This window comes from Lentzea miocenica (assembly GCF_033949945.1).
GTDB classification, from domain to species: domain Bacteria; phylum Actinomycetota; class Actinomycetes; order Mycobacteriales; family Pseudonocardiaceae; genus Lentzea; species Lentzea miocenica.
Window position 1 is genome coordinate 41558 of the sequence record NZ_JAXAVW010000002.1, and the last position, 24089, is coordinate 65646.

The 24089-nt window shown below is 68.9% G+C and carries 19 protein-coding genes; 5 read left to right on the plus strand and 14 right to left on the minus strand.

What is annotated here, in order from left to right; all coding sequences use genetic code 11:
* The first annotated feature begins 107 nt into the window (after nucleotides 1-107).
* Nucleotides 108-1127: a LacI family DNA-binding transcriptional regulator gene (locus SK803_RS02580; protein ID WP_319964082.1), complete on the plus strand. Its 1020-nt coding sequence runs from the start codon at nucleotides 108-110 to the stop codon at nucleotides 1125-1127.
* On the opposite strand, the gene SK803_RS02585 is transcribed toward SK803_RS02580, so the two are convergent.
* The 7 genes from SK803_RS02585 to SK803_RS02620 form a co-directional block, all read right to left on the minus strand.
* On the minus strand, nucleotides 1128-4268 hold the full coding sequence (locus tag SK803_RS02585; protein ID WP_319964083.1) for an NACHT domain-containing protein: 3141 nt from the start codon (nucleotides 4266-4268) through the stop codon (nucleotides 1128-1130).
* 545 nt (nucleotides 4269-4813) lie between these two features.
* Complete coding sequence (locus tag SK803_RS02595) at nucleotides 4814-5683, minus strand: cellulose binding domain-containing protein (protein ID WP_319964085.1); 870 nt, start codon at nucleotides 5681-5683, stop codon at nucleotides 4814-4816.
* A gap of 232 nt (nucleotides 5684-5915) precedes the next feature.
* The gene (locus tag SK803_RS02600; protein ID WP_319964086.1) at nucleotides 5916-9014 is read right to left on the minus strand and encodes a family 43 glycosylhydrolase; all 3099 of its coding nucleotides are present in this window, start codon (nucleotides 9012-9014) and stop codon (nucleotides 5916-5918) included.
* Nucleotides 9015-9047: 33 nt separating this feature from the next.
* On the minus strand, nucleotides 9048-10262 hold the full coding sequence (mmsB, locus tag SK803_RS02605) for a multiple monosaccharide ABC transporter permease (protein ID WP_319964087.1): 1215 nt from the start codon (nucleotides 10260-10262) through the stop codon (nucleotides 9048-9050).
* Complete coding sequence (mmsA, locus tag SK803_RS02610) at nucleotides 10259-11764, minus strand: multiple monosaccharide ABC transporter ATP-binding protein (RefSeq protein ID WP_319964361.1); 1506 nt, start codon at nucleotides 11762-11764, stop codon at nucleotides 10259-10261. Before mmsA ends, mmsB begins: the two co-directional genes overlap by 4 nt.
* Nucleotides 11765-11790: 26 nt before the next feature.
* Nucleotides 11791-12873, minus strand: coding sequence for a multiple monosaccharide ABC transporter substrate-binding protein (gene chvE, locus SK803_RS02615; RefSeq protein ID WP_319964088.1), 1083 nt, complete (start codon nucleotides 12871-12873; stop codon nucleotides 11791-11793).
* A 303-nt stretch (nucleotides 12874-13176) separates the two neighbouring features.
* Nucleotides 13177-14127 carry an alpha/beta hydrolase gene (locus tag SK803_RS02620; protein WP_319964089.1) on the minus strand — a complete coding sequence of 317 codons (951 nt, stop codon included), beginning with the start codon at nucleotides 14125-14127 and terminating at the stop codon, nucleotides 13177-13179.
* 98 nt (nucleotides 14128-14225) lie between these two features.
* On the opposite strand from SK803_RS02620, the gene SK803_RS02625 reads away from it, so the two are divergent.
* On the plus strand, nucleotides 14226-15215 hold the full coding sequence (locus SK803_RS02625; protein ID WP_319964090.1) for a helix-turn-helix domain-containing protein: 990 nt from the start codon (nucleotides 14226-14228) through the stop codon (nucleotides 15213-15215).
* On the opposite strand, the gene SK803_RS02630 is transcribed toward SK803_RS02625, so the two are convergent.
* From SK803_RS02630 to SK803_RS02645, 4 genes are read right to left on the minus strand one after another with little or no spacing between them, the layout of a single operon-like run.
* Nucleotides 15163-16299 carry an NAD(P)/FAD-dependent oxidoreductase gene (locus SK803_RS02630; protein WP_319964362.1) on the minus strand — a complete coding sequence of 379 codons (1137 nt, stop codon included), beginning with the start codon at nucleotides 16297-16299 and terminating at the stop codon, nucleotides 15163-15165. The genes SK803_RS02625 and SK803_RS02630 overlap by 53 nt on opposite strands.
* A gap of 5 nt (nucleotides 16300-16304) precedes the next feature.
* Entirely contained in the window at nucleotides 16305-16499 is a 195-nt protein-coding gene (locus SK803_RS02635) for a ferredoxin (protein WP_319964091.1), read from the minus strand.
* A 12-nt stretch (nucleotides 16500-16511) separates the two neighbouring features.
* The gene (locus SK803_RS02640) at nucleotides 16512-17171 is read right to left on the minus strand and encodes a TetR/AcrR family transcriptional regulator (RefSeq protein ID WP_319964092.1); all 660 of its coding nucleotides are present in this window, start codon (nucleotides 17169-17171) and stop codon (nucleotides 16512-16514) included.
* A 4-nt stretch (nucleotides 17172-17175) separates the two neighbouring features.
* Nucleotides 17176-18378 carry a cytochrome P450 gene (locus SK803_RS02645; RefSeq protein WP_319964093.1) on the minus strand — a complete coding sequence of 401 codons (1203 nt, stop codon included), beginning with the start codon at nucleotides 18376-18378 and terminating at the stop codon, nucleotides 17176-17178.
* Nucleotides 18379-18526: 148 nt separating this feature from the next.
* Here SK803_RS02645 and SK803_RS02650 point away from each other — a divergent pair, with 148 nt between their 5' ends.
* Nucleotides 18527-19840: an MFS transporter gene (locus SK803_RS02650; RefSeq protein WP_319964363.1), complete on the plus strand. Its 1314-nt coding sequence runs from the start codon at nucleotides 18527-18529 to the stop codon at nucleotides 19838-19840.
* Here the strand turns inward: SK803_RS02650 and SK803_RS02655 are convergent.
* From SK803_RS02655 to SK803_RS02665, 3 genes are all read right to left on the minus strand, one after another.
* Nucleotides 19821-20768, minus strand: a complete 948-nt coding sequence (locus tag SK803_RS02655) for an alpha/beta fold hydrolase (protein WP_319964094.1) — start codon at nucleotides 20766-20768, stop codon at nucleotides 19821-19823. The two genes, SK803_RS02650 and SK803_RS02655, sit on opposite strands and share 20 nt — an antisense overlap.
* Nucleotides 20769-20835: 67 nt before the next feature.
* Nucleotides 20836-21309, minus strand: coding sequence for a GNAT family N-acetyltransferase (locus SK803_RS02660; RefSeq protein WP_319964095.1), 474 nt, complete (start codon nucleotides 21307-21309; stop codon nucleotides 20836-20838).
* Nucleotides 21306-22157: an NAD(+)/NADH kinase gene (locus SK803_RS02665; protein WP_319964096.1), complete on the minus strand. Its 852-nt coding sequence runs from the start codon at nucleotides 22155-22157 to the stop codon at nucleotides 21306-21308. The genes SK803_RS02660 and SK803_RS02665 overlap by 4 nt, the downstream gene beginning before the upstream one ends.
* A 208-nt stretch (nucleotides 22158-22365) precedes the next feature.
* Between SK803_RS02665 and SK803_RS02670 the strand changes: the two genes are divergently transcribed.
* Together SK803_RS02670 and alr are read left to right on the plus strand one after the other, a co-directional pair.
* Nucleotides 22366-22983, plus strand: coding sequence for a M15 family metallopeptidase (locus SK803_RS02670; protein WP_319964097.1), 618 nt, complete (start codon nucleotides 22366-22368; stop codon nucleotides 22981-22983).
* Complete coding sequence (gene alr, locus SK803_RS02675) at nucleotides 22968-24077, plus strand: alanine racemase (RefSeq protein ID WP_319964098.1); 1110 nt, start codon at nucleotides 22968-22970, stop codon at nucleotides 24075-24077. Before SK803_RS02670 ends, alr begins: the two co-directional genes overlap by 16 nt.
* Nucleotides 24078-24089 lie beyond the last annotated feature (12 nt).

Consider the following 24089-nt stretch of genomic DNA (forward strand, 5'->3'; position numbering starts at 1 on the left):
GGACCACTACTGACGGGAATTGTTAACGCAAACATCACCCTTGAACGTCGTAGGTGTCATCCCTATGGTTGCGAGACTCCTCGGTGTTAATTTGTGAAGGGGGCCGGGTGGTCACGATCGCGGACGTCGCACGGCACGCGGGTGTCGCTCCGAGCACCGTCTCCTACGTGCTGACGGGCAAGCGGTCGATCTCGGCGGTGACGAAGTCCAAGGTCCGGGAGAGCATCCGGACCCTCGGCTACCGGCCGCACGTCGGCGAACACCCCCTCGGTTCCAGCCGGACGAACGTCCTGGGGGTGGTACTTCCGCTGCGGGCGGGCGTGCAGATGCCGGTGGTGATGCGGTTCGTGGCCGCGGCGGTCGTGGCGGCGCGCAGGCACGAGATGGACGTGCTGCTGGTGACCGGGGACCTGGGTGCGCCGGGACTGCGCCGGGCCGCGGAGAGCGCGCAGGCCGACGGCTTCCTGGTGATGGACGTGGAGATGGACGACGAGCGGGTGCCGTTGCTGCGGCAGCTGACCAAGCCGTCCGTCCTCATCGGACACCCGGCCTCGGCCAAGGGACTCACCTGCGTGGACCTCCACTTCGAGGAGGCCGGCGCGCTGTGCGTGGACCACCTCGCCGACCTGGGACACCGCTCCATCGGCTTCCTGGGCGCACCGAGCGCGGTCTACCGCCGCAACCCCGGCGCCGCCCACCGGACGATGGCGGGCTTCAGCGCGGCGGCCATGCGCCGGGGGATCGCCGTGACGACCCTGCCCGCGGAGGACGACCACGACTCGGTGCTCAGGGCGATCAAGGCGCTGCTCCGCGCCCATCCGACGATGACGGCCCTGGTCGTGCACAACGAGGCCGCGCTCGGCTGGGTCACCGGCTGCCTGCGAGCCGCCGGCCGCAGCGTGCCCGGCGACGTCGCCGTCGTGGCGATCTGCCCGGACGAGGTCGCCGAGCAGATGTCACCGCCACTGACCTCGGTGCGGCTGCCGGCTGCGGAACTGGCGAGGAGGGCGGTGGATCTGCTGGTCGGCAAGCTCGACGGGCAGCCGTCACCTCCGCTGATGCTGTTGCCGCCCAGGCTGTCTCGGAGGGCGAGCACGCCGGAGCTGAACGTGGTGCGCCGCGCCTGACTACAGCGTGTGCTTCCACTGGAACGCGTTCAGGATCTCCACCGCGAGCTTCTTGCTGCCAACGCGCTTGCCGAGTTGTTTCTTCTGCATCGACTTCGCCAGTTCCGTGAGAGGCGGGTGGTCTGAGGCCCTGCCAGTGCCGAGGTAGATGAACGCCGCGCACTCCGCGCCGCGATAGGTGTCGGGATCCCTGAGCTCAGGGATGCTTGAGAGCAGGCCGGGATGTACGGCCACGGCGGCCATGTAGGCGTAGGCATCGTGGTGGTCATGAGCGAGCAGGCAGGAAACGAGCGTGGCCGCCGTCTCGGCGGTGAGGTCGGAAGCACGTTGCTTGAGCACCATCGCGGTCATCGGTAGCAGCTGATTCTTGTGGACCGCGGTCATCTCCGCGAACAGTCTGGGGAACTCGGCCTCGGGCGTCCCGTAGCCGAGTTGACGACCGAATGCCAGCGTCGCGACGAGCCAGCTGAGCACTTCGTCGTAAGCCGCGGTTTCGGTTGCTTCTGGCACCCGGTGCACAGGGAGTGCCTCCTCCGCCGCTTCGCGGATCGTCCGCCCCATCTCCAGCCTGTACACCAGGTCCAGATCACCGGCCAGTGTCGCCTGCTCCAACTCGGCGTCCAGGCGGACAGCCCACCCGAGCCCGAACCACAAGTTCAACTTGTCGTCCACTCGGTTGAGTATGCCGAGCAGGGCGTGCCAGCTGTCCGGCGCCAGACCTGCGCGCCAGAGGTCCAGCGTGCCGCGCCAGATCGCCGGGTCACCGATCAGCTCGTCGATCCGGACCAGTGGCCCGGACGCCACGCCGAGCACCATCAGGTTCGCGGTGTAGGCGGCGATCTCCCGGACGTGATCAGTCCCGACAGGACAGTAGTCCTGGTAGCGCGAGGAACCCTGCCTGCGGCGCGCATTTGTGATCAACGACGTTGTGGTGGAACGAATTCGTGCTTGATGATCAGATGTCAGTTCGTCCAAGAGGTTGAGAGCGAACTCGACAACAGGGGTCCGGGTCGCTATGGAGTCGTGCGAGAGCAGGGCGAAGAGCCGGCTGTCGTCGGGTTCCTTTGCCCCGCGGCGGCCCACAGCGCTTTCCACCGTGTCGATGAGTGTTTCCACGATCTCCTGCGCCACCAGATACTCGCCGAACGTGGCGTGCAGGAACTCGTAACTGCGCCGGGCTTGGTCCGTGTCGACATCGGCCTCGGCGGTGTAGACGAAGAAGAACTGCGCCACGAGACGTTGTTCGGGATTCTCCGGTCCCTCGGCCACACCGAGGGCGGCGAGGTCATCGGCGAGTTCTCGGTCGGTGATGTGCTGACGGCCCCGGTTGAACATGCCGAGCGCGGCGACGGACAGCTGCGCGATCTGCTCCTCGGGCGTGGAGGAGTCCTGCAGCTTGGTGGACTCGCGCCTGGTGAAGTTGTCGAACAGCGTACGGTACAACGCCGTGCGGGACATGCTCGACGCGATCGCTGGGAACGACTTGTCGGCCGAATACAAAGCGAGCAACAGCAAGAGCAACGGTTGCCGGGCCAGTTCAGGCTGGTGCTGCACGGCCTCGGGCGACAGCTCGCGCACGGTTCCAGCGTCGATCGCGGCCTGGTTCACCGAGTTCCACACCTGACGCCACTGCTCTATCTGGTCGGCGCTGAAGTCCTCGAGCTTGATCGACGTCGTGCCGGGCGGCACGTGCACGCGGTCGATCACCAGCGTGCGTGAAGTCACGATGACCACGACGGGGCAGTTGTGGGTCGATTCACGCCATTGGAAGTCCGCCACCTCGTTCAGATAGTTGGCGCGATCGCGTTCGGAGGCTTGAAGCATCTCGTCGAGCCCGTCGAGGATGACGACCTTGGTGGTCCGCAGGTCCTCTTTGACGAAGTGTGACCACTCGACCCTGCCGTGGGTGCGCTTGCGCAGGGCCTCGTCGATCTGCTCGTGAATCGGAGCCGCACCGGACACGTGCCTCAGCGGGACGTAGATCGTCGTGTACTGGTCGGCGGGCAGCCTGGCCGTCAGCACCTTCATCAACAGGCTCTTGCCCGCGCCGGGATGGCCCAGCACCAGCATGGGCAGGCGGGTCGCTTCGACGGACGCGAGATGAGCCGTGAGCAGGACGTCGAGGTCGTCGTGCACCGGCAACGTCTTCCACCACTGCTCGTCGGCGACGAACGAAGGCGCGCCGATGCGGTTCTGCCGGTAGCGAGGCCGGACGAAGATCTCGCGGACCAGCGGGAACCGGACATCGGTCAGGTACCTCATGGTGGACGACCGCGGCACCACCGGCTGGTCCAGCTCGGCATGTAATGCCTGGTGCAGCACGGAAACGTGGCCGGACGTGCTGCCGAGCGCCGTCAGCATCGACTCGAGCCGGGACATGGCCAGTGCCTGGTCCGCGAGCGCCGTGGCGAGAGCGTCGTGCGCGGTGACCACAGCGCTGCGGGTCGCCGCGTCTTCGTTGAGCAGCGCCCAGATCTGGAACTCGGGGACTTTGGCGGCCATCTCACGATACCGGTCGCGGTAGATCCTCTCGGCCGCGACGGCGACGACCATGGCGTCGATGCCTCGTACTGCCGCTTGGGCGTTGATGCCGCTGCAGAACTCGATCAAGGCGTCGACGAATCCCAACTGCCAGCTGAGGACTTTCTTGGAGTTCTCCTCAAACCCGCGTCCTGACGAAGGCGTGGGCACGATGGTGTCGTAGACGTCCGCGGCTGCTCTCTGCCCGCCGGGCAGATACGTCATCAGTTCGGCCAGCTCGGTCTCGGTGAACTTCATCGACTTGAAGGCATCCGGACCCACCGCATCCCGAAACGCTTCGACGACGGCGCTGGCCGCGAGAACCGTGTGTGCCGCCGCGATCAGCCGGGTGCGGTCGTACCCCTTGAGGGCGCTGCGGCGGTCGCCGACCCCGTCCAGGAGGCTCCGGACCAGAGTGAACGCCTCGTTCTTCTGGTCGACGAAACCCCACATCGCCGCCAAGGCCACGAGTGGCGCCGCGACCGGGGCGCCCAGTGCCACGGCGCCGCCGATCATGATCACGCCGCCGAGCAGCTTGTTCAGGCGGTCCAGCACCGGGCGGTCGTGGTGGCCGAGGAGGCCGAGCGCGCCGCGGAAGGTCAGGTCGGGCAGATCGCGCATTCGTGAAGGCTTCCCTTGTGGCGGCTCGGTGTTCGGGTACCGCTGGGGACGATAACGCGGGCACGCGGCGGGGAAGGAGCGTTCGGCGAAAGCTGGACGGCCCCGAATGAGCATCTGGTCGCTCCGTCACCTGGACGGATGATCTGTGCCATCTCGGTTTGTCATGCACCTCTGCGCATATGAGCATCTCGGCATGACGACTGTTGAGCACGCTCCGGCGGAAGTGCATCGCCACACCCACGGCCCCGGCTGCGGGCACGACGCGGTCGTGCACCGGGACCACGTCGACTACCTGCACGACGGTCATGTGCATCGGGAGCACGTGACCGATGACGGTGTGCACTACGACGAGTGCGACAAGTGCCGCTGCGCGCACTGCGCAGACTCATGCGCACAGTGCGTTTGTGCGGACTGCGACTGTCCGACGTGCAACCACGCGATGTGTTCGTGCAACGGTTGTGCGGACGCGTGCGCCAACTGCAATTGTGCCGATTGCACCTGCCCGACCTGCGTCCACGCGGCGTGACGTCACTTGGCTGATCGGCTCAGCCCAGCGAGCACGCCTTGCCGTTCAACGCGAAGGCGCTGGGCGTGACGGTCGAGCCCTCGGTGTTGAAGCGGAACGTCGCCGAGGAACCCGCGTTGAGCGGTGCCGGACCGTTGGAGCTCATTGCGACGACGTCGGCCCCGCGCTGGAACACGGACGCGCCAAAAGCCTGCCCGACCCTCTGTCCGCCGGAGAACTTCCAGGTCAGCATCCATTGCTGCACGGACGCCTGGGTGGTGTTGCGGACGGTGATCTCGACGTGGAACCCGCCCGTCCACTCCTTGAGGATGCCGTAGGAGACCGCGCAGTCCTTCTTCGCCGCCGGTGGGGCAGGTGGCGGCGGGGGCGTGGTCGTGGTGGGCGAGGGCGGGGGAGCGGCGCTCGTCGCGGACGTCTTGCACGGCGGGCCCCACAGGCCCAGGCCCGCGGTCGCGGCGGACTTCTCGACCTCGGTGAGCACCAGGTCGTCCTTCTCCGCGCGCGCCACGCCCTTGCTCACGGCCAGCGCGGCGAAGTCGTCGTTGTTGTTGAGCCGCAAGGTGATCGACGACTCGGATGCCCGGCTGTAGCGGACGGGCTTGCCCAGCAAGGTGTCCTGGGTGAACTTGAGGGACGAGGCGGACCAGCATTCGTCCGCTGCGGCCAGGCCGAGGATCCGTGCTTCGAGGCCGTTGGACAGCTGGACGGTCCTCGCGTCGACCACTCCTGCCACGACCTCCAGTGGTGGGGGCTGCACGGTGACGTGTTGTGGTGATGACGGGGACGATCCGGGTGACGCCGGGTCCGAGGAACCGGTCGTGCACGCCGCCACGATCAGCACCGCGGCCGGCGTGTAGAAGACGGGGCGGTACCGGTAACGCAGTCTCATCGATCCCCCACGTGGAGCTGAGTTCGCCTTGTCGGCACGGCGAACGGAGGGAGCGTAAGTATTTCGGTGGTTTGCGGAAAGCTCTTCCCGGATTTTGGAACTGATTCGTATCGTTGAAGTCCATTTCGACTGCATTCGAGTCGAATGCGTTCGACGGTCGGCCGGCGCGTGCGTTGTCACGGAGGTCGGCCGACCGTCGAACTGCTGGTCCTACCAGGTCGCTTGTACTGGGTCAGTTGTGTTGGGCCCGGCAGTGCTGCGGGCGGATCCGTTGTGGTTTGACGCTCTCCAGCGTCGGCACGACCGGGGCGATCGTCCCGTCGCGGTTGAAGACGAGTTTGTCGATGGTGGTCTCGCGGTTCATGCCGTCGCCATTGGGGATGGCGAAGCGGTGGTAGACGAGGTACCAGTCGTCGGTGCCGGGCACCTGGAGCATCGAGCTGTGCCCGGTGCCCTTGATGCCGAGCTTCGTGTCCTTGCTGAGGATCAGGCCGCGGTTCGTGAACGGGCCGGTCGGGCTGGAGGCGGTCGCGTAGGCGACGCGGTAGTCCTCGCTGCGGGTGTCGTCGATCGACCAGCTCAGGTAGTAGGTGCCCTTCCGCTCCACCATGAACAGACCCTCGCGGAAGTCGGTCAGGCCGGTGATGCGGGAGATCTTGGCCGGGTCGTAGGAGATCATGTCGTTGTTGAGCGGTACGACGTAGGCCTCGCCGTTGCCCCAGTACAGGTACGGCTGACCGGACCTGTCGATGAACACCGCCGGGTCGATGGCCTGGCCGCCGCCGGGGTTCTTCGCGATCAGCGGCTTGCCGGAGTCGACGAACGGCCCGGTCGGCGAGTCGCTCACCGCGACGCCGATCTTGGCTTCGGCGCAGAAGTAGAAGTAGTACTTGCCGTTGCGCTCGGTGATCGTGGGCGCCCAGGCGTTCTTGTCCGCCCAGCTCACGTCCGGGCCGAGGTCGAGGATGACACCCTCGTCCTTCCAGTCGACGAGGTTCTTCGACGACCACGCGGAGAACTTCGTGCCGCTCCAGCCGGGGAAGCCGTCGGTGGTCGGGTAGATGTAGTAGGTGTCGCCGAACGCGACGATGTTCGGGTCCGCGTTGAGCCCCGGTAGCACCGGGCTGCGCATCTCGCGGGCTTCCACCGTCCACTCACGACGGTCGCCGGACGCGTTGGTGACCGTGAACTTCTTGGGCTTGCGCAGGTCGACCGTCCCGCCGGGCTTGATGGACGAGCCTGGCGCGAGACCGAACCGGGGCGTGAGCCGGCGCAGGTCGGTGCCCGGCTGCACGGGCAGCACGACGGTGCCGGCCGCCGAGTCGATCACCGCGGGAACCTTGAGCGAGGCGAGCTCCACCGAGGTGATCACGGTGCTGTTCGACGGCAGCCCGGCGACCTCGGCACCGGACAGCGCCCGGTTGTAGAGCCGGACGTCCTTCATCTTGCCCGTCAGCGTCTTGTCGGCCGCGTAGACCGAGCGGCCGAGGTAGTTCGCCGCGGTGATGCCGCCGCCGAGGTCGGAGGGCTTGGTCGTCGCGTTGGTGTTGCGGCCGACCTCCCTGCCGTCGAGGTAGAGCACCTCGACACCGTTGCCGACGGTCAGCGTCACGTTCTTCCAGACACCGCGTGGTAGTGCGCTGCCGGAGTCGACGCCCTGTTCGGTGCTCCAGTTCCCGGTGGCGATGGCGCCGCGGTAGTTGTTGCCGGTGCTGAACAGGTAACCGTTGCCGACGCCGTCCGGTGCGGTGTTGCCGAACCCGTACAGGAAGTAGGGCGTCTGCTGGTTCGGGTCGACGAGCACGTCCGCGGACACCGTGGCCGCCGCCGCGCCGGTCAGCATGTTGTTGGGCAGCTGGACGTGCCCGGTGCGGCCGCCGAACTGCAGGGCGCCGCCGGACCAGCTCACGTCACCGGCGAGCGCGCCGTCGTAGCCGTGGCCGGTGGCGTCCGCGGCGACCTGGCCGGACGTGGCGTTCAGCGGCCAGTGCGCGACCAGGCCCTTGCTGTCCGCGCGGACGGGGGCCGGGGGAGCGGTGAGCCGGTTCAGTTCGGCCTGCGTCACCGGCAGCACGGTGCCGTGCCGGGGTGACGCGGGCAGGCGGGCGCCGGTCGACATGGTCCACTTGCCGGAGGCGAGGTCGGTGGTCTCGAACGGCACGTAGCCGCGGCCGCCGAACTCGTCGATGAACAGGTACCACTTGTTCTCGGTGTTGGACTTGAAGCCGGTCGGACCTTCACCCGCGGAGAGCCCCGGGCTGGTCGAGGTGGCCTTGCCGATGCACTCCGCCACGAAGTCGTACGAGGTGTCGAGCAGGTCGGTCGCCTTCTCCGCGGTGATGAACTTGCTGCACGGCGTGGTCGACGTGTTGTTCCGCTCGTCTTTGGTGTACCGGTAGTAGGTGCCACCGTTCTCGATGATCGTCGAGTCGATCACGGAGTAACCGGGGTCGATCCACACCTTCGGCGCGCTGAACGACACGAAGTCACGCGTCGTCGCGTACATCATCCGGTTGTAGCTGTTGCCGGTGTGGCCGGGATCGTTGTCCGCGTACAGCTTCGACGCCCAGTAGACGACGTAGGTGCCGCGCTTGGCGTCCCAGAAGGCTTCCGGCGCCCACGTGTTGCCCGCGGTCGGCGGCGACACCTGCACGCTGCGCTGGCGAGACCAGTGAGCGAGGTCCGTCGACTCCCAGACCATGATCGACCGGCTGCCGGTGCGCTGGGCCGCGTCCCAGCCGCGGCCACCGTTGATCTTCAGATCCGTTGCCAGCAGGTAGAACTTGTCGCCCTCGGGGGAGCGCAGGATAAACGGGTCGCGCACGCCCAGCTCACCGAGGCTGGACTTCAGGATCGGCTGGCCGTTGTTGACCTCGGCCCAGTCCAGCGGGTTGTTGCCCTTGCTCGCTGCGGCGTAGATCTGCTCGCCGTTCGGGCTGCCCTCGCCGGTGAAGTAGAAGAAGCTGTAGCCCGACAGGGGTTCCTTCGCCGGCAGCGGCGCGACCGTGGCCGTCAGCTTGCGGGTCGTGCTCTGGTAGCCACGACTGACGCGAGCGGTCAGCACGACCTTCGCCGGCTTCGCTCCGGTCGCCGGGCGGGTGACCTCGCCGGTCGGGGTGATCACCGACCGGTTCGACGACGTCCACGTCACCGTGGTGTCGTCGAGACCGGTCGAAGGCAGGGTCAGGTGCCCGCGCACGTCGTCGACGTTCGGCACGGACAACGCCTCGGCGGCGGTTTTGACCACCGACTCGGCCGCGTTGGCCGGCACGGGGATCAGGGCGGCCGAAACCGCTATGACGACGCCGAGACGCCGCAGGGATAACAACATCGTTGTTGTCTGCCTTCCGAGTTAAAAAGGGGGTCAGGCCCTTCTCTTGGTCCACACGTCGTAAGCGACCGCCACGAGCAGGACCAGTCCCTTCACGAGCATCACGCGCTCACTGGGCGCGCCGATCAGCGACATGCCGTTGTTGATCACACCCATGATCAGCCCGCCGGTGATGGCGCCGACTACCTTGCCGACGCCGCCCTGCACGGCCGCGCCGCCGATGAACGCCGCCGCGATCGCGTCCAGTTCGAACGCCGTGCCCGCGGTCGGACCGGCCTGGTTGAGCCGGCCGGCGAAGATGACGCCCGCGAGCGCGGCCAGCGCGCCCATGTTCACGAACACCCAGAACGTGACGGCCTTGACCTTCACGCCGGACAGCGTGGCGGCCTGCAGGTTGCCGCCGATCGAGTAGATGTGCCGTCCGAACACGGAGTTTCCGGCCATCAGCGAGTAGCCGAGCGTCAGTGCCGCGAGCAGCACCAGCACCCACGGCAGGTTGCGGAATCTGGCCAGCTGGACCACGACCGCCAGCACGACGATCGCGACACCGACGATCTTGAGCACGAACACCGGCATCGGTTCGACGGCCTGGCCGTACCCGGCCCTGGCCACCCGCTTGCGCCACTGCGACAACGCGAACCCGGCCGCGAACGCCAGACCGGCCAGCAGGCTCACCAGGTCGGCACCGCCGAGCGGGCCGAGGCCGATGTTGCCGAGGTAGCCGCCGGTGAAGCCGTTGGACAGCGAGCGGATCTCGTCGGGGAACGGCCCGATGCCCTGGTTGCCCAGGGTGGTCAGCGTCAACGCGCGGAACACCAGCATGCCCGCCAGCGTCACGATGAACGCGGGAATGCCGAAGTAGGCGATCCAATAACCCTGCGCCGCACCGAGGATCGCGCCCGCGACCAGCGTCAGGAGCACCGCGATCGGCCACGGGAGTCCCCATTGGACGGTCAGCACCGCGCAGATCGCGCCCGTGAGCGCCACCGTCGACCCCACCGACAGGTCGATGTGCCCGCCGATGATCACCAGGATCATGCCGATCGCGAGGATAAGCACGTACGAGTTCTGGACGATGATGTTCGAGATGTTCTGCGGCTGCAGCAACGCGCCGTCGGTCAGCACCGCGAAGAGCACGACGATCAGCGCGAACGCCACGTAGATGCCGGACTGCCGCAGGTTGATCGAGAACCGCCGGGGCGCGGCCGGTGGGGAGGCGACCGGGGAAGGCGCGGTCTTCGTGGTCATGAGTTCTGTCCTCGTGTCATGTACTGCATCAGGAGTTCCTGCGTCGCGTCGGCGCGGCTCACCTCTCCGGTGACGTGGCCCTCGGACAGCGCGTAGATCCGGTCGCACAGACCGAGCAGCTCCGGCAGCTCCGAGGAGATGACCAGCACGGCCCTGCCCTGCGCGGCGAGATCGTTGATGATCGAGTAGATCTCGTACTTCGCGCCGACGTCGATGCCGCGCGTCGGTTCGTCGAGGATCAGCACGTCCGGGTCGGTGAACATCCACTTCGCCAGCACGACCTTCTGCTGGTTGCCACCCGACAACGTGCCGACCTGGGTCGACACGGCGGGCGTGCGGATGCCCATCGAGCGGCGGAACCGTTCCGCGACCGAGAACTCCTCGTTCTCGTTCACCCAGCCGTTCGTCGAGAGCTTGCCCAGCGCCGCCGCGGAGACGTTGCGCTGCACGCCCTCGATCAGGTTGAGCCCGTAGCGTTTGCGGTCCTCGCTCACGTACGCGAGGCCGTGGCGGATCGCCGCCCGCACGGACCGGGTGTCGATCTCCACGCCGTCCTTGACGACCCGGCCGGAGACGCCGACGCCGTAGGACCGGCCGAACACGCTCATCGCGAGCTCGGTGCGGCCGGCGCCCATCAACCCGGCGAGACCGACGATCTCGCCGCGCCGCAACGACAACGTGGCCCGGTCGACGACCACCCGGTCGGGCTGGGCCGGGCTGTGCACGGTCCAGTCCTCGATCCGCAGCACCTCGTCGCCGATGTCGGGGGTGCGCGGCGGGAACCGGTGTTCCAGATCGCGGCCGACCATGCCGGCGATGATCCGTTCCTCGCTGAGCCCGTCCGCCGGAAGCGTCTCGATGGTCCTGCCGTCGCGCAGCACCGTGACGGTGTCGGCGATCCTGGTGACCTCGTTGAGCTTGTGCGAGATGATCACCGACGTGATGCCCTCGTCGCGCAGGCCGTCCAGCAGGTCGAGCAGGTGCTGCGAGTCGTCGTCGTTCAACGCGGCCGTCGGTTCGTCCAGGATCAGCAGACTGACCTCTTTGGACAGTGCCTTGGCGATCTCGACCAGCTGCTGCTTGCCGACGCCGAGATCGTTCACCGGCGTCGTCGGGTTCTCCCTGAGCCCGACGCGGTCGAGGAGGGTCTGGGCGTCGTGGTTGGTGCGGTTCCAGTCGATGAACCCGCGCCGCGCCCTTTCGTTGCCCAGGAACAGGTTCTCCGCGACCGAGAGCTGACCGCACAGCGCCAGCTCCTGGTGGATGATCACGATGCCGCGCCGTTCGCTGTCGCGGATGCCGTGGAACGCGCACGGCTCGCCGTCGAAGACGATCTCGCCCTCGTACGTGCCGTGCGGGTGCACCCCGGACAGCACCTTCATCAGCGTGGACTTGCCCGCGCCGTTCTCTCCGCAGATCGCGTGGATCTCACCGCGCCGCACGCTCAACGAGACGTCGTGCAGCGCGGTGACTCCCGCGAACCTCTTGGTGATGCCGTGCATCACCAGGATTTCGTCGGACACGGGACTTACCTGAGCTGGTCGGCGGTGTAGTAGCCGGAGTCGATCAGCTCTTTCTGGTAGTTCGCCTTGTCGACCGGGACCGGCTGCAACAGGAACGACGGCACGACCTTGACGCCGTTGTCGTAGTCCTTGGTGTTGTTGACCTCGGGCTTGGTGCCCTTGAGCACCGCGTCGGCCATCTTCACCGTGACGTCGGCGAGCTGACGGGTGTCCTTGTGGATCGTCGAGTACTGCTCACCGGCGATGATCGACTTCACCGACGCGACCTCGGCGTCCTGCCCGGTCACGATCGGGTAAGCCTGCCCGCCCGTGCCGTAGCCGCCGCTCTTGAGCGCCGACAGGATGCCGATCGAGATGCCGTCGTAGGGCGACAGCACGCCGTCGACCTTGGCACCGCCGTAGGTGGAGGTGAGCAGGTCCTCCATCCGCTTCTGCGCGGTGGCCGGGTCCCAGCGCAGGATCGCGACCGTCTTGAAGTCCTTCTGGCCGGACTTCACGGTCAGCTTGCCCTGGTCGATGAGCGGTTGCAGCACGGACATCGCGCCGTTGAAGAAGAACGTGGCGTTGTTGTCGTCCGGCGAGCCCGCGAACAGCTCGATGTTGAACGGCCCCTCGCCACGCGTCTTCAGGCCGGCCAGCAGCGAGTTCGCCTGCTCCACGCCGACCTTGAAGTTGTCGAACGTCGCGTAGTAGTCGACGTTCGGGCTCTGCCGGATCAGCCGGTCGTAGGCGATGACCGGGATCTTGGCGTCGCCGGCCTGTTGCAGCTGCGAGGTGATCGCGGCGCCGTCGATGGACGCGACGATCAACAGCTTGGCGCCCTTGGTGATCTGGTTCTCGATCTGGTTCGCCTGGGTGGGGATGTCGTTCTCGGCGTACTGCAGATCGACCTTGTAGCCCTTCGCTTCGAGGGCCTTCTTGATGTTGTCGCCGTCGTGGATCCACCGCTCGGACGACCGGGTCGGCATGGTCACGCCCACCAGCGCGCCCTCGCTCGACCCGCTCTGCTGATCGATCGTCTTCTGTGCCGAACCGCAGGCCGAGAGGGTGAGCACCAGCGCGGCGGCGGCGATCTGGGGGAACCTCATAGGCGGCGAGTGTTATCGCTAACATCGCCGACGTCAAGGCCCCGTAACCACGCTGTGAACATTGCTGTTAGCGCTCACAGAGCGAGAGCGTGCTGGTCGGTTGGCCGGGTGGCGTGTGCAAGTACCACCAACTCTTGATCAGACCGCCTCAAACTGCACCCAACAGGAAGGTCCACGGCTCCCGGCCGCCGTAGCGGGTCTCGCGTCCACCGCTGCGGGCCGGACAGTTGGGTGTGGTTGTGCGCTTGGTGATCTTGGGTTGGTGGTACTTGCAGACGCCATCAGCCGGCCGCGGGGGAGGGTCTACAGCCTCAGGCCGCGCCGCAACGCCTCCACCTCGTCGGCGAACATCCGGTGCGAGATGGCCGCGCTCCCGACGAGCGACGAGCCGTGGAACGTGCCGGGGTAGTGGCGCAGTTCGGTCGGCACGCCCGCGTGCGCGAGCCGCCGGGCGTACTCGATGCCCTCGTCGCGCAGCGGGTCGTACTGACACGTCGTCACGAACGCGGGCGGCAACCCGGACAGGTCGGTGGCGCGGGCAGGAGCGGCGTAGGGCGAGACGTCGTCGCCGCCCGGTTCGGTGCCGAGGTACGCGGTCCAGCTGTAGATCGCGTTGGGACGGTTCCACAGCGGGGTGTCCACGTAGTCGCGCATCGACTCGGTGTCTAGGCGGTCGTCGAGCTCCGGGATGCCGAGCAGCTGGAAGCACAGTTCGGGGCCGCCGCGGTCGCGGGCGAGCAGCACGGTTCCGGCGGTGAGCCCGCCGCCGGCGCTCTCGCCGCCGATGCCGAGGCGTGCCGGGTCGATGCCCAGCTCGCCGGCCTTGGCCGCAACCCACTGCAGGGCCGCGTAACAGTCCTCCACCGGTGCCGGGAACGGGTGCTCTGGCGCCAGCCGGTAGTCCACCGACACGACGACGATGCCGAGTTCGTCGACGAGCCGCAGGACGTGCGCTTCGAACATCTCGACACTGCCGAGGACGAACCCGCCGCCGTGGATGTACACGAAGCCGGGCAACAGGTCCTGCCGATCGGACGGGCGGTAGACGCGCACCCGCACGTCCGGAGCGCCGGACGGGCCGGGGACCGTCTCGTCGCGGACGTCGATCGGGTTCCTCGGCTCGTACGTCGGAATGAGGCCGGCCAGCTCCGACTGCTGGGTGCGGGCGGCGACCAGCGCGTCGTAGTCGGTCATCACCACCTGGGGCAGCATGTCGAGCCAGGGCAGCAGTTCGGGATCGATGGCGTAGCTCATGAACTGAATCCTCGGCTCGGAGCGACGGTGCGGGCAGCCGACACGTGGCGGGCATTTCGGGCGTCGGACCAGCCACCTGTCGGGGCTATGGTGACTGGATGAGAGGTCTGCTGCTGAGGTTGTCCGGGCTGGACGCCGACGCCGAGAGCGCCGTGCGGGTGATCGGGTTCTTCGATCGCCTGATCACCGAGCGGGCGGGCCTCGACACCCTGGTGCGCAGCACGGCGGAACTGGCCGGGTGCCCGGCAGGACTGCACGCTCCCGGCCAGGGGCTGTCCCTGCGCGCGGACGCCGGGGGAGTGGTCACGACGAGGCCGGCGCCCGCGCGGGCCGCGGTGCGCACGCTCGAGGGTGGCGTGGAGGTCTGGGTCGCCCGTCAGGGTGCGCCCGCGCCGCTCGACGACATGCTGCTGGAACGCTTCGCGATCGCCGCCGCGGTGTTGCTGGAGCACTCCAGCGTCCCGCTGCCGGAACTCGGCGATCCCGCACTCGTGGAGCTGGTCCTCTCCGAAGGCGTGGGCACGGCGGAACGGTCCCGCGCCCTGCACCTGCTCGGGATCGGTGCCACGACGCCGTTGCGGGTGCTGGCGACGACCGGCGAGGTCCCGGGGCGGTCGGTGTTGCTGGGAAAGGTGCAGGCGGTGCTGACCACCGAGGTTCCCGAGGTCGCCGGACGTCTCGGCGTCGGGCCGCTGCTGCCCGCACTCGACGCGGCCAGGTCCTGGCAGGCCGCCCGCACGGCACTCAAGTACACATCGGACGGTGAGCCGGTCGTGTGGTGGGAACGGCTCGGCAGCCTCACGCTGCTCGCCGAACAGCTGGACCCCGCGGACATCGCCGCGCTGCCGGACGTGCGCGCGCTCGACGGGCTGGCCGCGGAGCCGGGCATGATCACCGCGCTCGAAGCGCTCTGCACGGCCGGATCGGTCAGGAAGGCCGCGGCTGTGCTGCATCGGCACCACAGCACGATGACCGCGCGGCTGGACCGGGCCGAGTCGACGCTCGGGTTCGAGCTCGACTCGGCGTCCGGACGGTTCAGGCTCCACCTGGCGTTGATGCTGCGACGGTTGCGCGACAACTCGGAGTGATCGACTGACGGTGCTGACGGGCCTGCTTGGGCATGTTCCAGCCCAGCACGCCCACCAGTTCGCCGTCGCGGTGGTAGTGCGCCACGAAACGACGTTCGGCCACGCTTCCCTCGGCGACGGACACGTCCGGGCCGACGAAACCGTGGACGTGGATCTTCGCGTCGAACTGGTCGGTCCAGAAGTACGGCACCGGCGTGTAGGGCTCGTCGGCGCCGAGGATGTTGCCCGCGACGGCGATGCCCTGCTCGGTGGCGTTGGTCCGGTTCTCCAGGCGCAACGACGTTCCCAGCGTTTCGTGGTGCCAGCGGGCCACGTCACCGACCGCGTAGATGCCGTCGGCGGCCCGGCAGCGCGAGTCGCACACGACGCCGTTGTCCAGCTGGAGTCCGCTGTCCCGCAACCATTCGGTGGCCGGAACGGAGCCGAACGCGACCACGACCAGGTCGGCGGGCAGCACCTCGCCGGTCTCCAGCCGCACGCCGTCCTCGACCCCGGTCACCGCGGCACCCAGCCGCAGCTCGACACCGTTGGAGGTGTGCAGATCGGCGAGCAGTCCGGCGACGAAAGGCCCGAGCTGGAGGGCCATCGGAGCCTGCTGCGGACCGGCCAGGGTGACCGGCACGCCCAATTGGCGGGCGGTCGCGGCGATCTCGGCGCCGAGCACGCCGTCTCCCACGACCACGGCCTGCGAACACGACAGCAGTTGCGAGCGCAACGCCAGCGCGTCGTCGAGAGTCCGGAGCGTGGGCCGGCCGGACAACGTGCGCGGTCGTAGCCCGGTGGCCAGCACGATGTCGTCGGCCTTGAACACTCTGCCGGACGCCGTGTGCACGGCCCGTTCGGAGACGTCGAGGTGCACCGCCGGGTCGCCGAGCACGAACGTGGCGTCCAGCGCGGCGAGCGCCTCCGCCGACCGCAACCGCGCCCTGGTCGGCTCCCAGGTGCCGGACAGGACCTGTTTGGACAGTGGCGGCCGGTCGTAGGGCAGGTGCGGCTCGGCTCCGAGAATCGTCAGCGGGCCGGTGTACCCCTTGCGGCGCAACGCCTCGGCGGTGGCGAGACCAGCCGCCGAGGCTCCGACGATCAGCGTCACGACGTCACCGAGATGGCGGCGGCCGGGCAGACACTGGCGGCCTCCTGCACGAGCGAGTGCAGGGAAGCAGGAGGTTCCTGATCCAGCAGCACCACGATGCCGTCCTCGTCGCGCTGGTCGAACACGTCGGGCGCGAGCAGCACGCAGGTTCCGGCTCCGCAGCACTTGTCCTGGTCCACGGTGATCTTCACGAGATGGTTCTCCTACGAGTCGTTGGTGACCGGCGCGAGCCACAGCCCGACGAGGGCGTCGACGAGGCCGGTCGCGGCGTCGTGCCAGGTGGCACGCGGGGTCGGGGTGTTGTCGGCGAGGGCGCGCTCGCGTTCACCGATCATGTGCACGAGCAGCTGGCGCGCCATGTCGTAGCGCTCGGCCCGCACCTCGTCCGGCATGTCCGGCGTACAGGCGTTCAGGCCCGCCAGGACGCGCACGAGCGACGGCGACGACTGCGTCTCCTCGACGATGATCGGCCGCAGCGTCGGGTCGGTCATGACCTGGGCGCCGAACCGCGCGAACCAGGTGGGGCTGCCGACCGCCGCGAGGTGCTCGGTGACCGGCCGCACCAGGCAGGAGAGCCACCAGCGCAGGTCCGCGCCGGGACCGGCCTGGGCGACCATGCCCTGGCGGATCTCCTCGATCTGCGCCAGGTGCTTGCGCGAGATCGCCCGCACGAGGTCGGCCTTGGTGCCGAAGTGGTAGCCGACGGCCGTGTTGTTGCCCTGCCCGGCGGCCTCGCTGACCTGCCGGTTCGAGACAGCCAGCACCCCGTGCTCGGCGAACAGCCGTTCCGCCGCCGTCAGGATCAGCTCACGGGTGGCGTGCACCCGTTCCGCCCGTGACGGGTTGTCGTCGACCTTGTTCATCAGATCACCATCGCACCGGTAGTTCCACGAGCCCGCCGACGACGAGCCCCTCGACTCGGCGTAGATCTTCCACCGCGACCGCCGGGTCGAGCGACGGGAGCTTGCGCAGCAGCACCTCGAGCACCACCTGCAGCTCGGTGCGGGCAAGCGGCTGACCGAGGCACGCGTGCGCGCCGGCCCCGAACGCCAGGTGCTGGTTGGGGCTGCGGCGAAGGTCCATTTCGGACGCGCGGGCGAAGGCTTCCTCGTCCCGGTTCGCCGCGGCCATGCTGCACATCGCGGTCGTGCCGCTCGGCAGCACGGTTCCCCCGATCTCGACGTCCTCGGTGATGTAGCGAGCCATGCCGACACCCGCGTTGGCGTCCAGCCGCAGCGACTCCTCGACGGCGGTGCGCACCAGCGACGGGTCGGCGAGCAGGGATTCCCAGCGGCCGCGGTCGGACAGCAGCATCGCGACCATCTTCGTGATCATGTTGGCGGTCGTCTCGTGCCCGGCGATCAGCAGTCCGATGCCGGTGGCGATCAGCGTGGCGTCGGCCATCGGCTCCGGGTCGGTGATCAACGCGCTGAGCAGGTCGTCACCCGGTTCCGCGCGCTTCAGAGCCACGTGCCCCGCCATGTACCGCCCGAACTCCTGCTCCGCCGCCTTCATCTCGGCGTCGCTGAAGCGGGTCATGCTCAGCATCGTGTCCGACCAGTGCGCGAACCGGTCGCGGTCGCTGTCCGGCACGCCGAGCATGTCGCAGATGACCCACACCGGCAGCGGGAAACCCAGGCTCGCCTTGAGATCCGCGGGCGCGCCCTTGGCGACCATCTCGTCGATCAGCTGCTCGGCCATCGCGGCGATGCCCGGCCGCAGCGCGTTCATCCGCTTGGCGGTGAACCACTTCCCGATGCCGCGCCGCCAGATCAGGTGCGCCTCACCGTGCTGCGGGATCACGGTCGCCATCTCGCTGTTGAAGATGCCGCCGTCCTCGCTGTCCGCCACCCGCGCGGCACCGTCGCCGGGAGTCGGCCGGGTGAAGCGGGGGTCGGACAGGATCTGCTTCACGTCCTCGTGCCGGGTGAGCAGCGCGGCCTCGTCGCCGCTGGCGAGTTTCACGTGTGCCACCGGGCATTTCGACCGCAGCTCAGCCCACTCGGCAGGCGGTTCGAGAGCGGCGTCGACGGGGAACGGGAAACGTGGCAGATCGTCTACTTCGGACATTCGGGAGTTCCTTCGTGGTGGGAGGCGTCTCTTCTCCAACATGCCCACCCGGATGTTTTAAGTCAAGTGACTGACTTAGACTGGCGGCGTGCTCCTCGAAGAGACGCGTCCGGTGACGCGCCCGAACCTGGTCGTGGCCGTGCTGGCGATGGGCGGCATCGTCGTCTCGCTGATGCAGACGCTGGTCATCCCGCTGTTGCCGAGATTTCCGCAGCTCCTGGGCTCGTCGCCGGGTGACACGGCCTGGGTGGTCACCTCGACGCTGCTGGCCAGCGCGGTCGCGACACCGGTCGTCGGCCGGCTCGGCGACATGTACGGCAAGCGCCGCATGCTGCTGATCAGCCTGGTCATGCTGGTGGCGGGCTCGGTGATCGCCGCGCTCAGCCACTCGCTGCTGCCGGTGATCGTCGGGCGGGTCGTGCAGGGGCTCGCGGTCGGCGTGATCCCGCTCGGCATCAGCATCATGCGCGACGAACTGCCGCTGGAGCGGCTGGCCGGCGCGACCGCGTTGATGAGCGCCTCGCTGGGTGTCGGTGGAGCGCTCGGCCTGCCCGCGGCGGCGTTCCTGGTCGAGCAGAGCGACTGGCACATGCTGTTCTGGACCTCGGCGGCGGCCGGGGTGATCGTGCTGGTCGCTGTCCTGGTCGTGGTGCCGGAATCACCGGTCCGCGGCGGTGGCCGGTTCGACTTCCTCGGCGCGGCAGGGCTTTCGGTCGCGCTGATCTGCCTGCTGCTCGGCGTGTCCAAGGCGTCGTCGTGGAGCGCCGGTGCCACCACGGGTCTGTTCGCCGTGGCGGCGGTCGTGCTCGGGCTGTGGGGCTGGTGGGAGCTGCGGTCGTCGCAACCGCTGGTGGACCTGCGCACCACCGCGCGCCGGCAGGTGCTGCTGACCAACGTCGCTTCGCTGGTCTTCGCGTTCTCGATGTTCGCGCAGTCGTTGGTGCTGCCGCAGATCCTGCAGTTGCCCGCGTCCACCGGTCACGGCCTCGGGCAGTCGTTGCTCGTCACCGGTCTCGTGCTGGTGCCGTCCGGACTGGTCATGATGGCGATGGCGCCGGTGTCCGCCCGGATCACGACGGCCAGGGGACCTCGCGTGACGCTGATGCTGGGCGCCGTCGTGGTCGCTCTGGGGTACGGCGCGGGCGTCTTCATGATGACCGCGGTGTGGCACCTCGTCGTCGTGTCGGCCGTGATCGGCGCCGGCATCGGGCTGGGTTACGGCTCGATGCCCGCCCTGATCATGGGCGCCGTGCCGACGTCGGAAACGGCCGCCGCCAACAGTCTCAACACGCTGATGCGTGCGATCGGCACGTCGGTCTCCAGCGCGGTGGCGGGCGTCGTGCTCACGCAGGTGACGATCCCGTTCAGCTTCGAACTGATCATGGGCCTGGGCGCCGCGACCGCGCTCGTGGCGTGCGTGGTCGCGGCGTTCATCCCTCGGGTCAGCCGAAGAACTCCGTGAGCGCACGCGCGACGGCGTCGGGTGCCTCCTCTGCGAGCCAGTGCCCGGCACCGTCGACCTGCACGGCCTTGCCGTCGACCGCCACGTTCGGCAGCGCCGCCACCATCTGCTCGTAGGACAGCACGGAGGCGAGCCCCAGCACCGGCGGCGTGAGCTTGGCGTACGTCTTGCCGTCGGCGATGTCCTGGTGGAACGCCTTGTACCAGGCGTTGCTCGCCCGGATGGCCTCCGGCGAGTTGTAGGCCCGCGCGTAGATCGTCCTGGACCGCTCGTCGATCGCGTCCGGGTTGAACGCGGTGTTCGCGAACAGCCAGTCGATCAGGAATCGGAACCGCCCGGCGAGCAACTGCTCCGGCAACGTCTGGACCTGGTTGAACGCGAACCACCACAGGCTGAACTGGCCGGGCGGCGGCAGCAGCGGGATCTGGTAGTAGCTCTCGTCGGGGTGCAGCACGTCCAGCAACGCCACCTTGCGCGTGGCGGCGGGGAAGTTGGCCGCGAAGCTGAACGCGACCTGGCTGCCGATGTCGTGCCCGGCGAGGCCGACCTTCGTGTACCCGAGCTTCTTGACCAGCTCGTGGATGTCGGTCGCCATCGTCTTCTTGTCGTAGCCGCCCTGGGGCTTCTCCGACCCGCCCATGCCCCGCAGGTCGACCGCGATCACCCGGAACCTCGTGGCGAGCGCGGGCATGATCTTGTGGTACTCCCACCACGTCTGCGGCCAGCCCGGCAGCAGCACGAGAGGCTCGCCGCGCCCGCCGGTGACGTAGTGCAGGCGCACCCCGTTGACCTGGGCGTAGTTGTGCTGGAAGCCGGCGAGGTTCGCCTCGCGGAAGCTGTCGGCGGAGGCCGCGCCGGTGCCGGCGGCCCCGGCGAGTGCGGCGCCCGCACCTAAGGCGAAAACGCCGCGTCTGCTCAACTCTGACATCTCGGTAACCCCCAAGCTCCGGCCCGGCCCACGCCGAGCCCGGAGATCCTAGGCCGAGATGGCCGCGTCACCGGGAAAGTTTGTACGCCACAGTTGGCCAGACCTCGCCCTTGATCTCACGGTCCTGGTCGCGGGCGGGGTCGCGGACGAACCCGGCGCGTTCGGCCACCTTGCGCGAACCGAGGTTGTCGCGGTGGGTCCACAACCGCAGTTCGTCGGCCGCGTGGTTGGCGAAGATCCACGCCACGAACTCGGTGAGCGCTCGGGTGGCCAGGCCTCGGCCGCGGGCGTGGGCGGCCACCAGGTAGGAGACGTGGCCGATGCCGTTCTCGACGTCGACCGCCATGTTGCCGCAGCGCTCACCGCCGTCCTCGATGCAGAACGACGCCACGTCGGGGTCGGCCGACCGGGCCACGACGGCCGCGGCGACCTGGTCCGCGGTGATCGTGGGCGGGTCGGCGGTGAAGCGCTGGACCTCGGGGTCCTTGGTGGCTTCGGCGTACCAGGCCGCGTCCTCGACCGTCCACTCGCGCAGCCTCACGAGAGCTCGGCCGAGTCGGTCAGGTTCAGCTTGCGGCGGGCACGCTGGTAGAACGTCGTCATGCCGAGCCGCACCACGCGGGCGGCACCGGCCCTGCCCCGCAGCGACACCCGGTCTCCCGCCTCGACGTAGCCCGCGACCATGCCGTCCACCTCGACGGCCAGCCGGCCGCTGGACGGCAGCAGGTCCAGCTCCACGTGGTCGTGCACCGACAGCACGATCCCGCGGCTGTAGGCGGAGTGTGGCGCGGCCGGGGTGACGAGCAGGGCTTCGACGGACGGGCTGGTGATGGGCCCGCCAGCGGAGAAGCTGTACGCGGTCGAGCCGGTCGGGGTCGCGACGATCACGGCGTCCGCGGCGTAGCTGACGAACCGCTGCCCGGCCACGCGGACGGCGACCCGCGCGCTGCCGTCGCCGGGGACGCGGACCACGGCGACGTCGTTGAAGGCGGTGACCTTCTGGTCGCCGAAGGTCGCGTCGACGGCCAGGCGGGGTTCGACGGTGAAGTCGTGGGCGTCGATGGCGGACAGCGCGGCGGGCAGGTCCGGAACGTCGACCTCGGCGAGGAAGCCGAGTTTGCCCAGGTTGACGCCGAGGACCGGGGCCTTCTCGCCGTCGGCCATGCGCATGGCGCGCAACATCGTGCCGTCGCCGCCCAGGCTCACGAGCAGGTCGGCGCGGCGGCCGAGTTCCTCCGCCGACACCGGGGTGGCCTCGCAGCGGAGTCGCTGTATCTCGTCGGAGATGCCGAGGATCTCGACACCGCGCTTGGTCGCCCAGCCGAGCACGGCCTCGACCGCGGCGGCGGAGTCTCGTTGCGGGTGCAGCACCAGACCGGCGGCGTGCACGTCAGTTCGTCTTCTGTCGAGTCACGACGCCAGTCTGCCGAATTTCGGCGGGTCGTGTCGGCCTGAGGTGCGCCACTGTGGACGTCCGTGCGCCGACGAGGTTCCTCGGCCGAACGGCTGATGTTGAGGCGCCCGAACCGGCCGTTCGGCGAACGGCGTCGACCTTGAGGAGGAGTTCGCGGACCGGCGCCGTTTCTAGGTTGGCCGCATGACCATCCTCCTAGCCGATCCGGTCGTGCGCGCCATGCGCGTGCTCGACAACGGAGATCCACTGGTACCGCTCGTGTTCGCGCCGGACGTGCTGGTCAGGCGGGGGCTGGCGGAGCGGCTGGTGGAGGCGCGCGACGCGCTGCCGTCCGGTGTGGACCTGCGGGTGATCGAGGGGCACCGCAGCATCGCGGACCAGAGCGCGATCATCGAGCGGTACACCGGTGAGCTGCGGGAGCTCCACCCGTCGGCCGACGCCGTCGAACTGGACCGCCTGTCGAGCCGCTTCGTCGCACCGCTCGCCGTCGCCCCGCACGTCGCGGGCGCGGCCGTCGACCTGACGCTGGTCACGACCTCCGGTGCGGAGCTGTGGATGGGTACGGAGGTCGACGCCACGCCCGAGGAGAGCGACGGCGCGTGCTTCTTCGACGCCGACGTGGACGGGGAGGCGCGCTGCAACCGGACGGTCCTGGCCACGGCGTTGCGCGGTGCCGGGCTGGTCAACTACCCCACCGAGTGGTGGCACTGGTCCTACGGTGACCGCTACTGGGCCTTGCTGAGCGGTGCCGGCCACGCCGTCTACGGACCAGTGGAGGTGCCTGCGTGGGCGCGCTCGTGACGAGCCTCCGCCAGGTCTCGGCGGCGCCCTCGCTCTCGGTCGACCTCGCCGCGGTGGCCGCCAACACACGGCGGTTCGTCTCGCACGTGCGTGGCTCCGTCATGGCGGTGGTGAAGGCCGACGGGTTCGGGCACGGGCTCGGCGACGTCGCCCGTACCGCGGTGGCCGCGGGTGCGGGCTGGGTCGGGGTCACGTCCCTGGCCGAGGCGGTGGCGGTGCGGGAGTCCGGTGTGGACGTTCCGGTGCTGAGCTGGCTCAACCCGGTGGACGTCGACGTCAGGTTGGCGGTCCGGTACGGGATCGACCTCAGCGTACCGAGCCTGGAGCACCTCGCGGCGATCGAGCTGGCCGGGCCGGTGCGCGTGCACCTGCAGCTCGACACGGGGATGGCGCGCGACGGGGCCGCGCCGGACGAGTGGCTGGCGTTGATGTCGGCGGCTCGTCGCGCGGAACTGGCGGGGAAGATCTCGGTCGTCGGCGTGATGGGACATCTGCCGTGTGCCGACACGCCGGGGATGAACGAGGCGGGGAAGCGGGCGCTGCTGCGCGGCGTCGAGATGGCGCGACAGGCGGGGTTGCGGCCGTCGGTCCGGCATCTGGCGGCCACGAGCGCGGCTTTGACGGACCCCGGCAGCCATCTGGACGTGGTCCGGATCGGCGCGGGTCTGGTGGGGATCGACCCGTCCGGGACCACCCGGCTGCGCTCCGCGTTGCGGTTCACGGCGCCGGTGGTCCAGGTGCGGAGGGTGCGGGCCGGCGTCGGGGTCGGCTACGGACATGCGCACGTGACCGAGCGCGCGACCACGTTGGCGCTGCTGCCGGTCGGATACGCGGACGGGGTGCCGCGCGCTGCTTCCGGACGGGCCGAGGTGTTGGTCGGAGGTCGCCGGCGGCCGGTCGTCGGGGTGATCTCGATGGACCAGGTCGTGGTGGACGTGGGGAACGACGTGGTGGAGCCGGGGGACGAGGCAGTGGTGTTCGGGGCTGGGGACGACGGTGCGCCGACGGTCGGGGACTGGGCTCGGTGGGCGGGCACGATCCCGCACGAGATCGTGACCGGCATCGGCGCACGGGTGCAGAGGTTTGTGCGATGACTATTGCTTCAG

What these genes read in the sequence shown, in the direction of transcription:
- SK803_RS02650 (WP_319964363.1), top strand. Translation starts at nt 18,527, where the DNA reads ATGGGCGGCATCGTCGTCTCGCTGATGCAGACGCTGGTCATCCCGCTG.
- SK803_RS02645 (WP_319964093.1), bottom strand. Translation starts at nt 18,378, where the DNA reads ATGTCCGAAGTAGACGATCTGCCACGTTTCCCGTTCCCCGTCGACGCC.
- SK803_RS02600 (WP_319964086.1), bottom strand. Translation starts at nt 9,014, where the DNA reads ATGTTGTTATCCCTGCGGCGTCTCGGCGTCGTCATAGCGGTTTCGGCC.
- SK803_RS02625 (WP_319964090.1), top strand. Translation starts at nt 14,226, where the DNA reads ATGAGAGGTCTGCTGCTGAGGTTGTCCGGGCTGGACGCCGACGCCGAG.
- SK803_RS02585 (WP_319964083.1), bottom strand. Translation starts at nt 4,268, where the DNA reads ATGCGCGATCTGCCCGACCTGACCTTCCGCGGCGCGCTCGGCCTCCTC.
- SK803_RS02670 (WP_319964097.1), top strand. Translation starts at nt 22,366, where the DNA reads ATGACCATCCTCCTAGCCGATCCGGTCGTGCGCGCCATGCGCGTGCTC.
- chvE (WP_319964088.1), bottom strand. Translation starts at nt 12,873, where the DNA reads ATGAGGTTCCCCCAGATCGCCGCCGCCGCGCTGGTGCTCACCCTCTCG.
- SK803_RS02640 (WP_319964092.1), bottom strand. Translation starts at nt 17,171, where the DNA reads ATGAACAAGGTCGACGACAACCCGTCACGGGCGGAACGGGTGCACGCC.
- mmsA (WP_319964361.1), bottom strand. Translation starts at nt 11,764, where the DNA reads ATGCACGGCATCACCAAGAGGTTCGCGGGAGTCACCGCGCTGCACGAC.
- mmsB (WP_319964087.1), bottom strand. Translation starts at nt 10,262, where the DNA reads ATGACCACGAAGACCGCGCCTTCCCCGGTCGCCTCCCCACCGGCCGCG.
- SK803_RS02595 (WP_319964085.1), bottom strand. Translation starts at nt 5,683, where the DNA reads ATGAGACTGCGTTACCGGTACCGCCCCGTCTTCTACACGCCGGCCGCG.
- SK803_RS02655 (WP_319964094.1), bottom strand. Translation starts at nt 20,768, where the DNA reads ATGTCAGAGTTGAGCAGACGCGGCGTTTTCGCCTTAGGTGCGGGCGCC.
- SK803_RS02620 (WP_319964089.1), bottom strand. Translation starts at nt 14,127, where the DNA reads ATGAGCTACGCCATCGATCCCGAACTGCTGCCCTGGCTCGACATGCTG.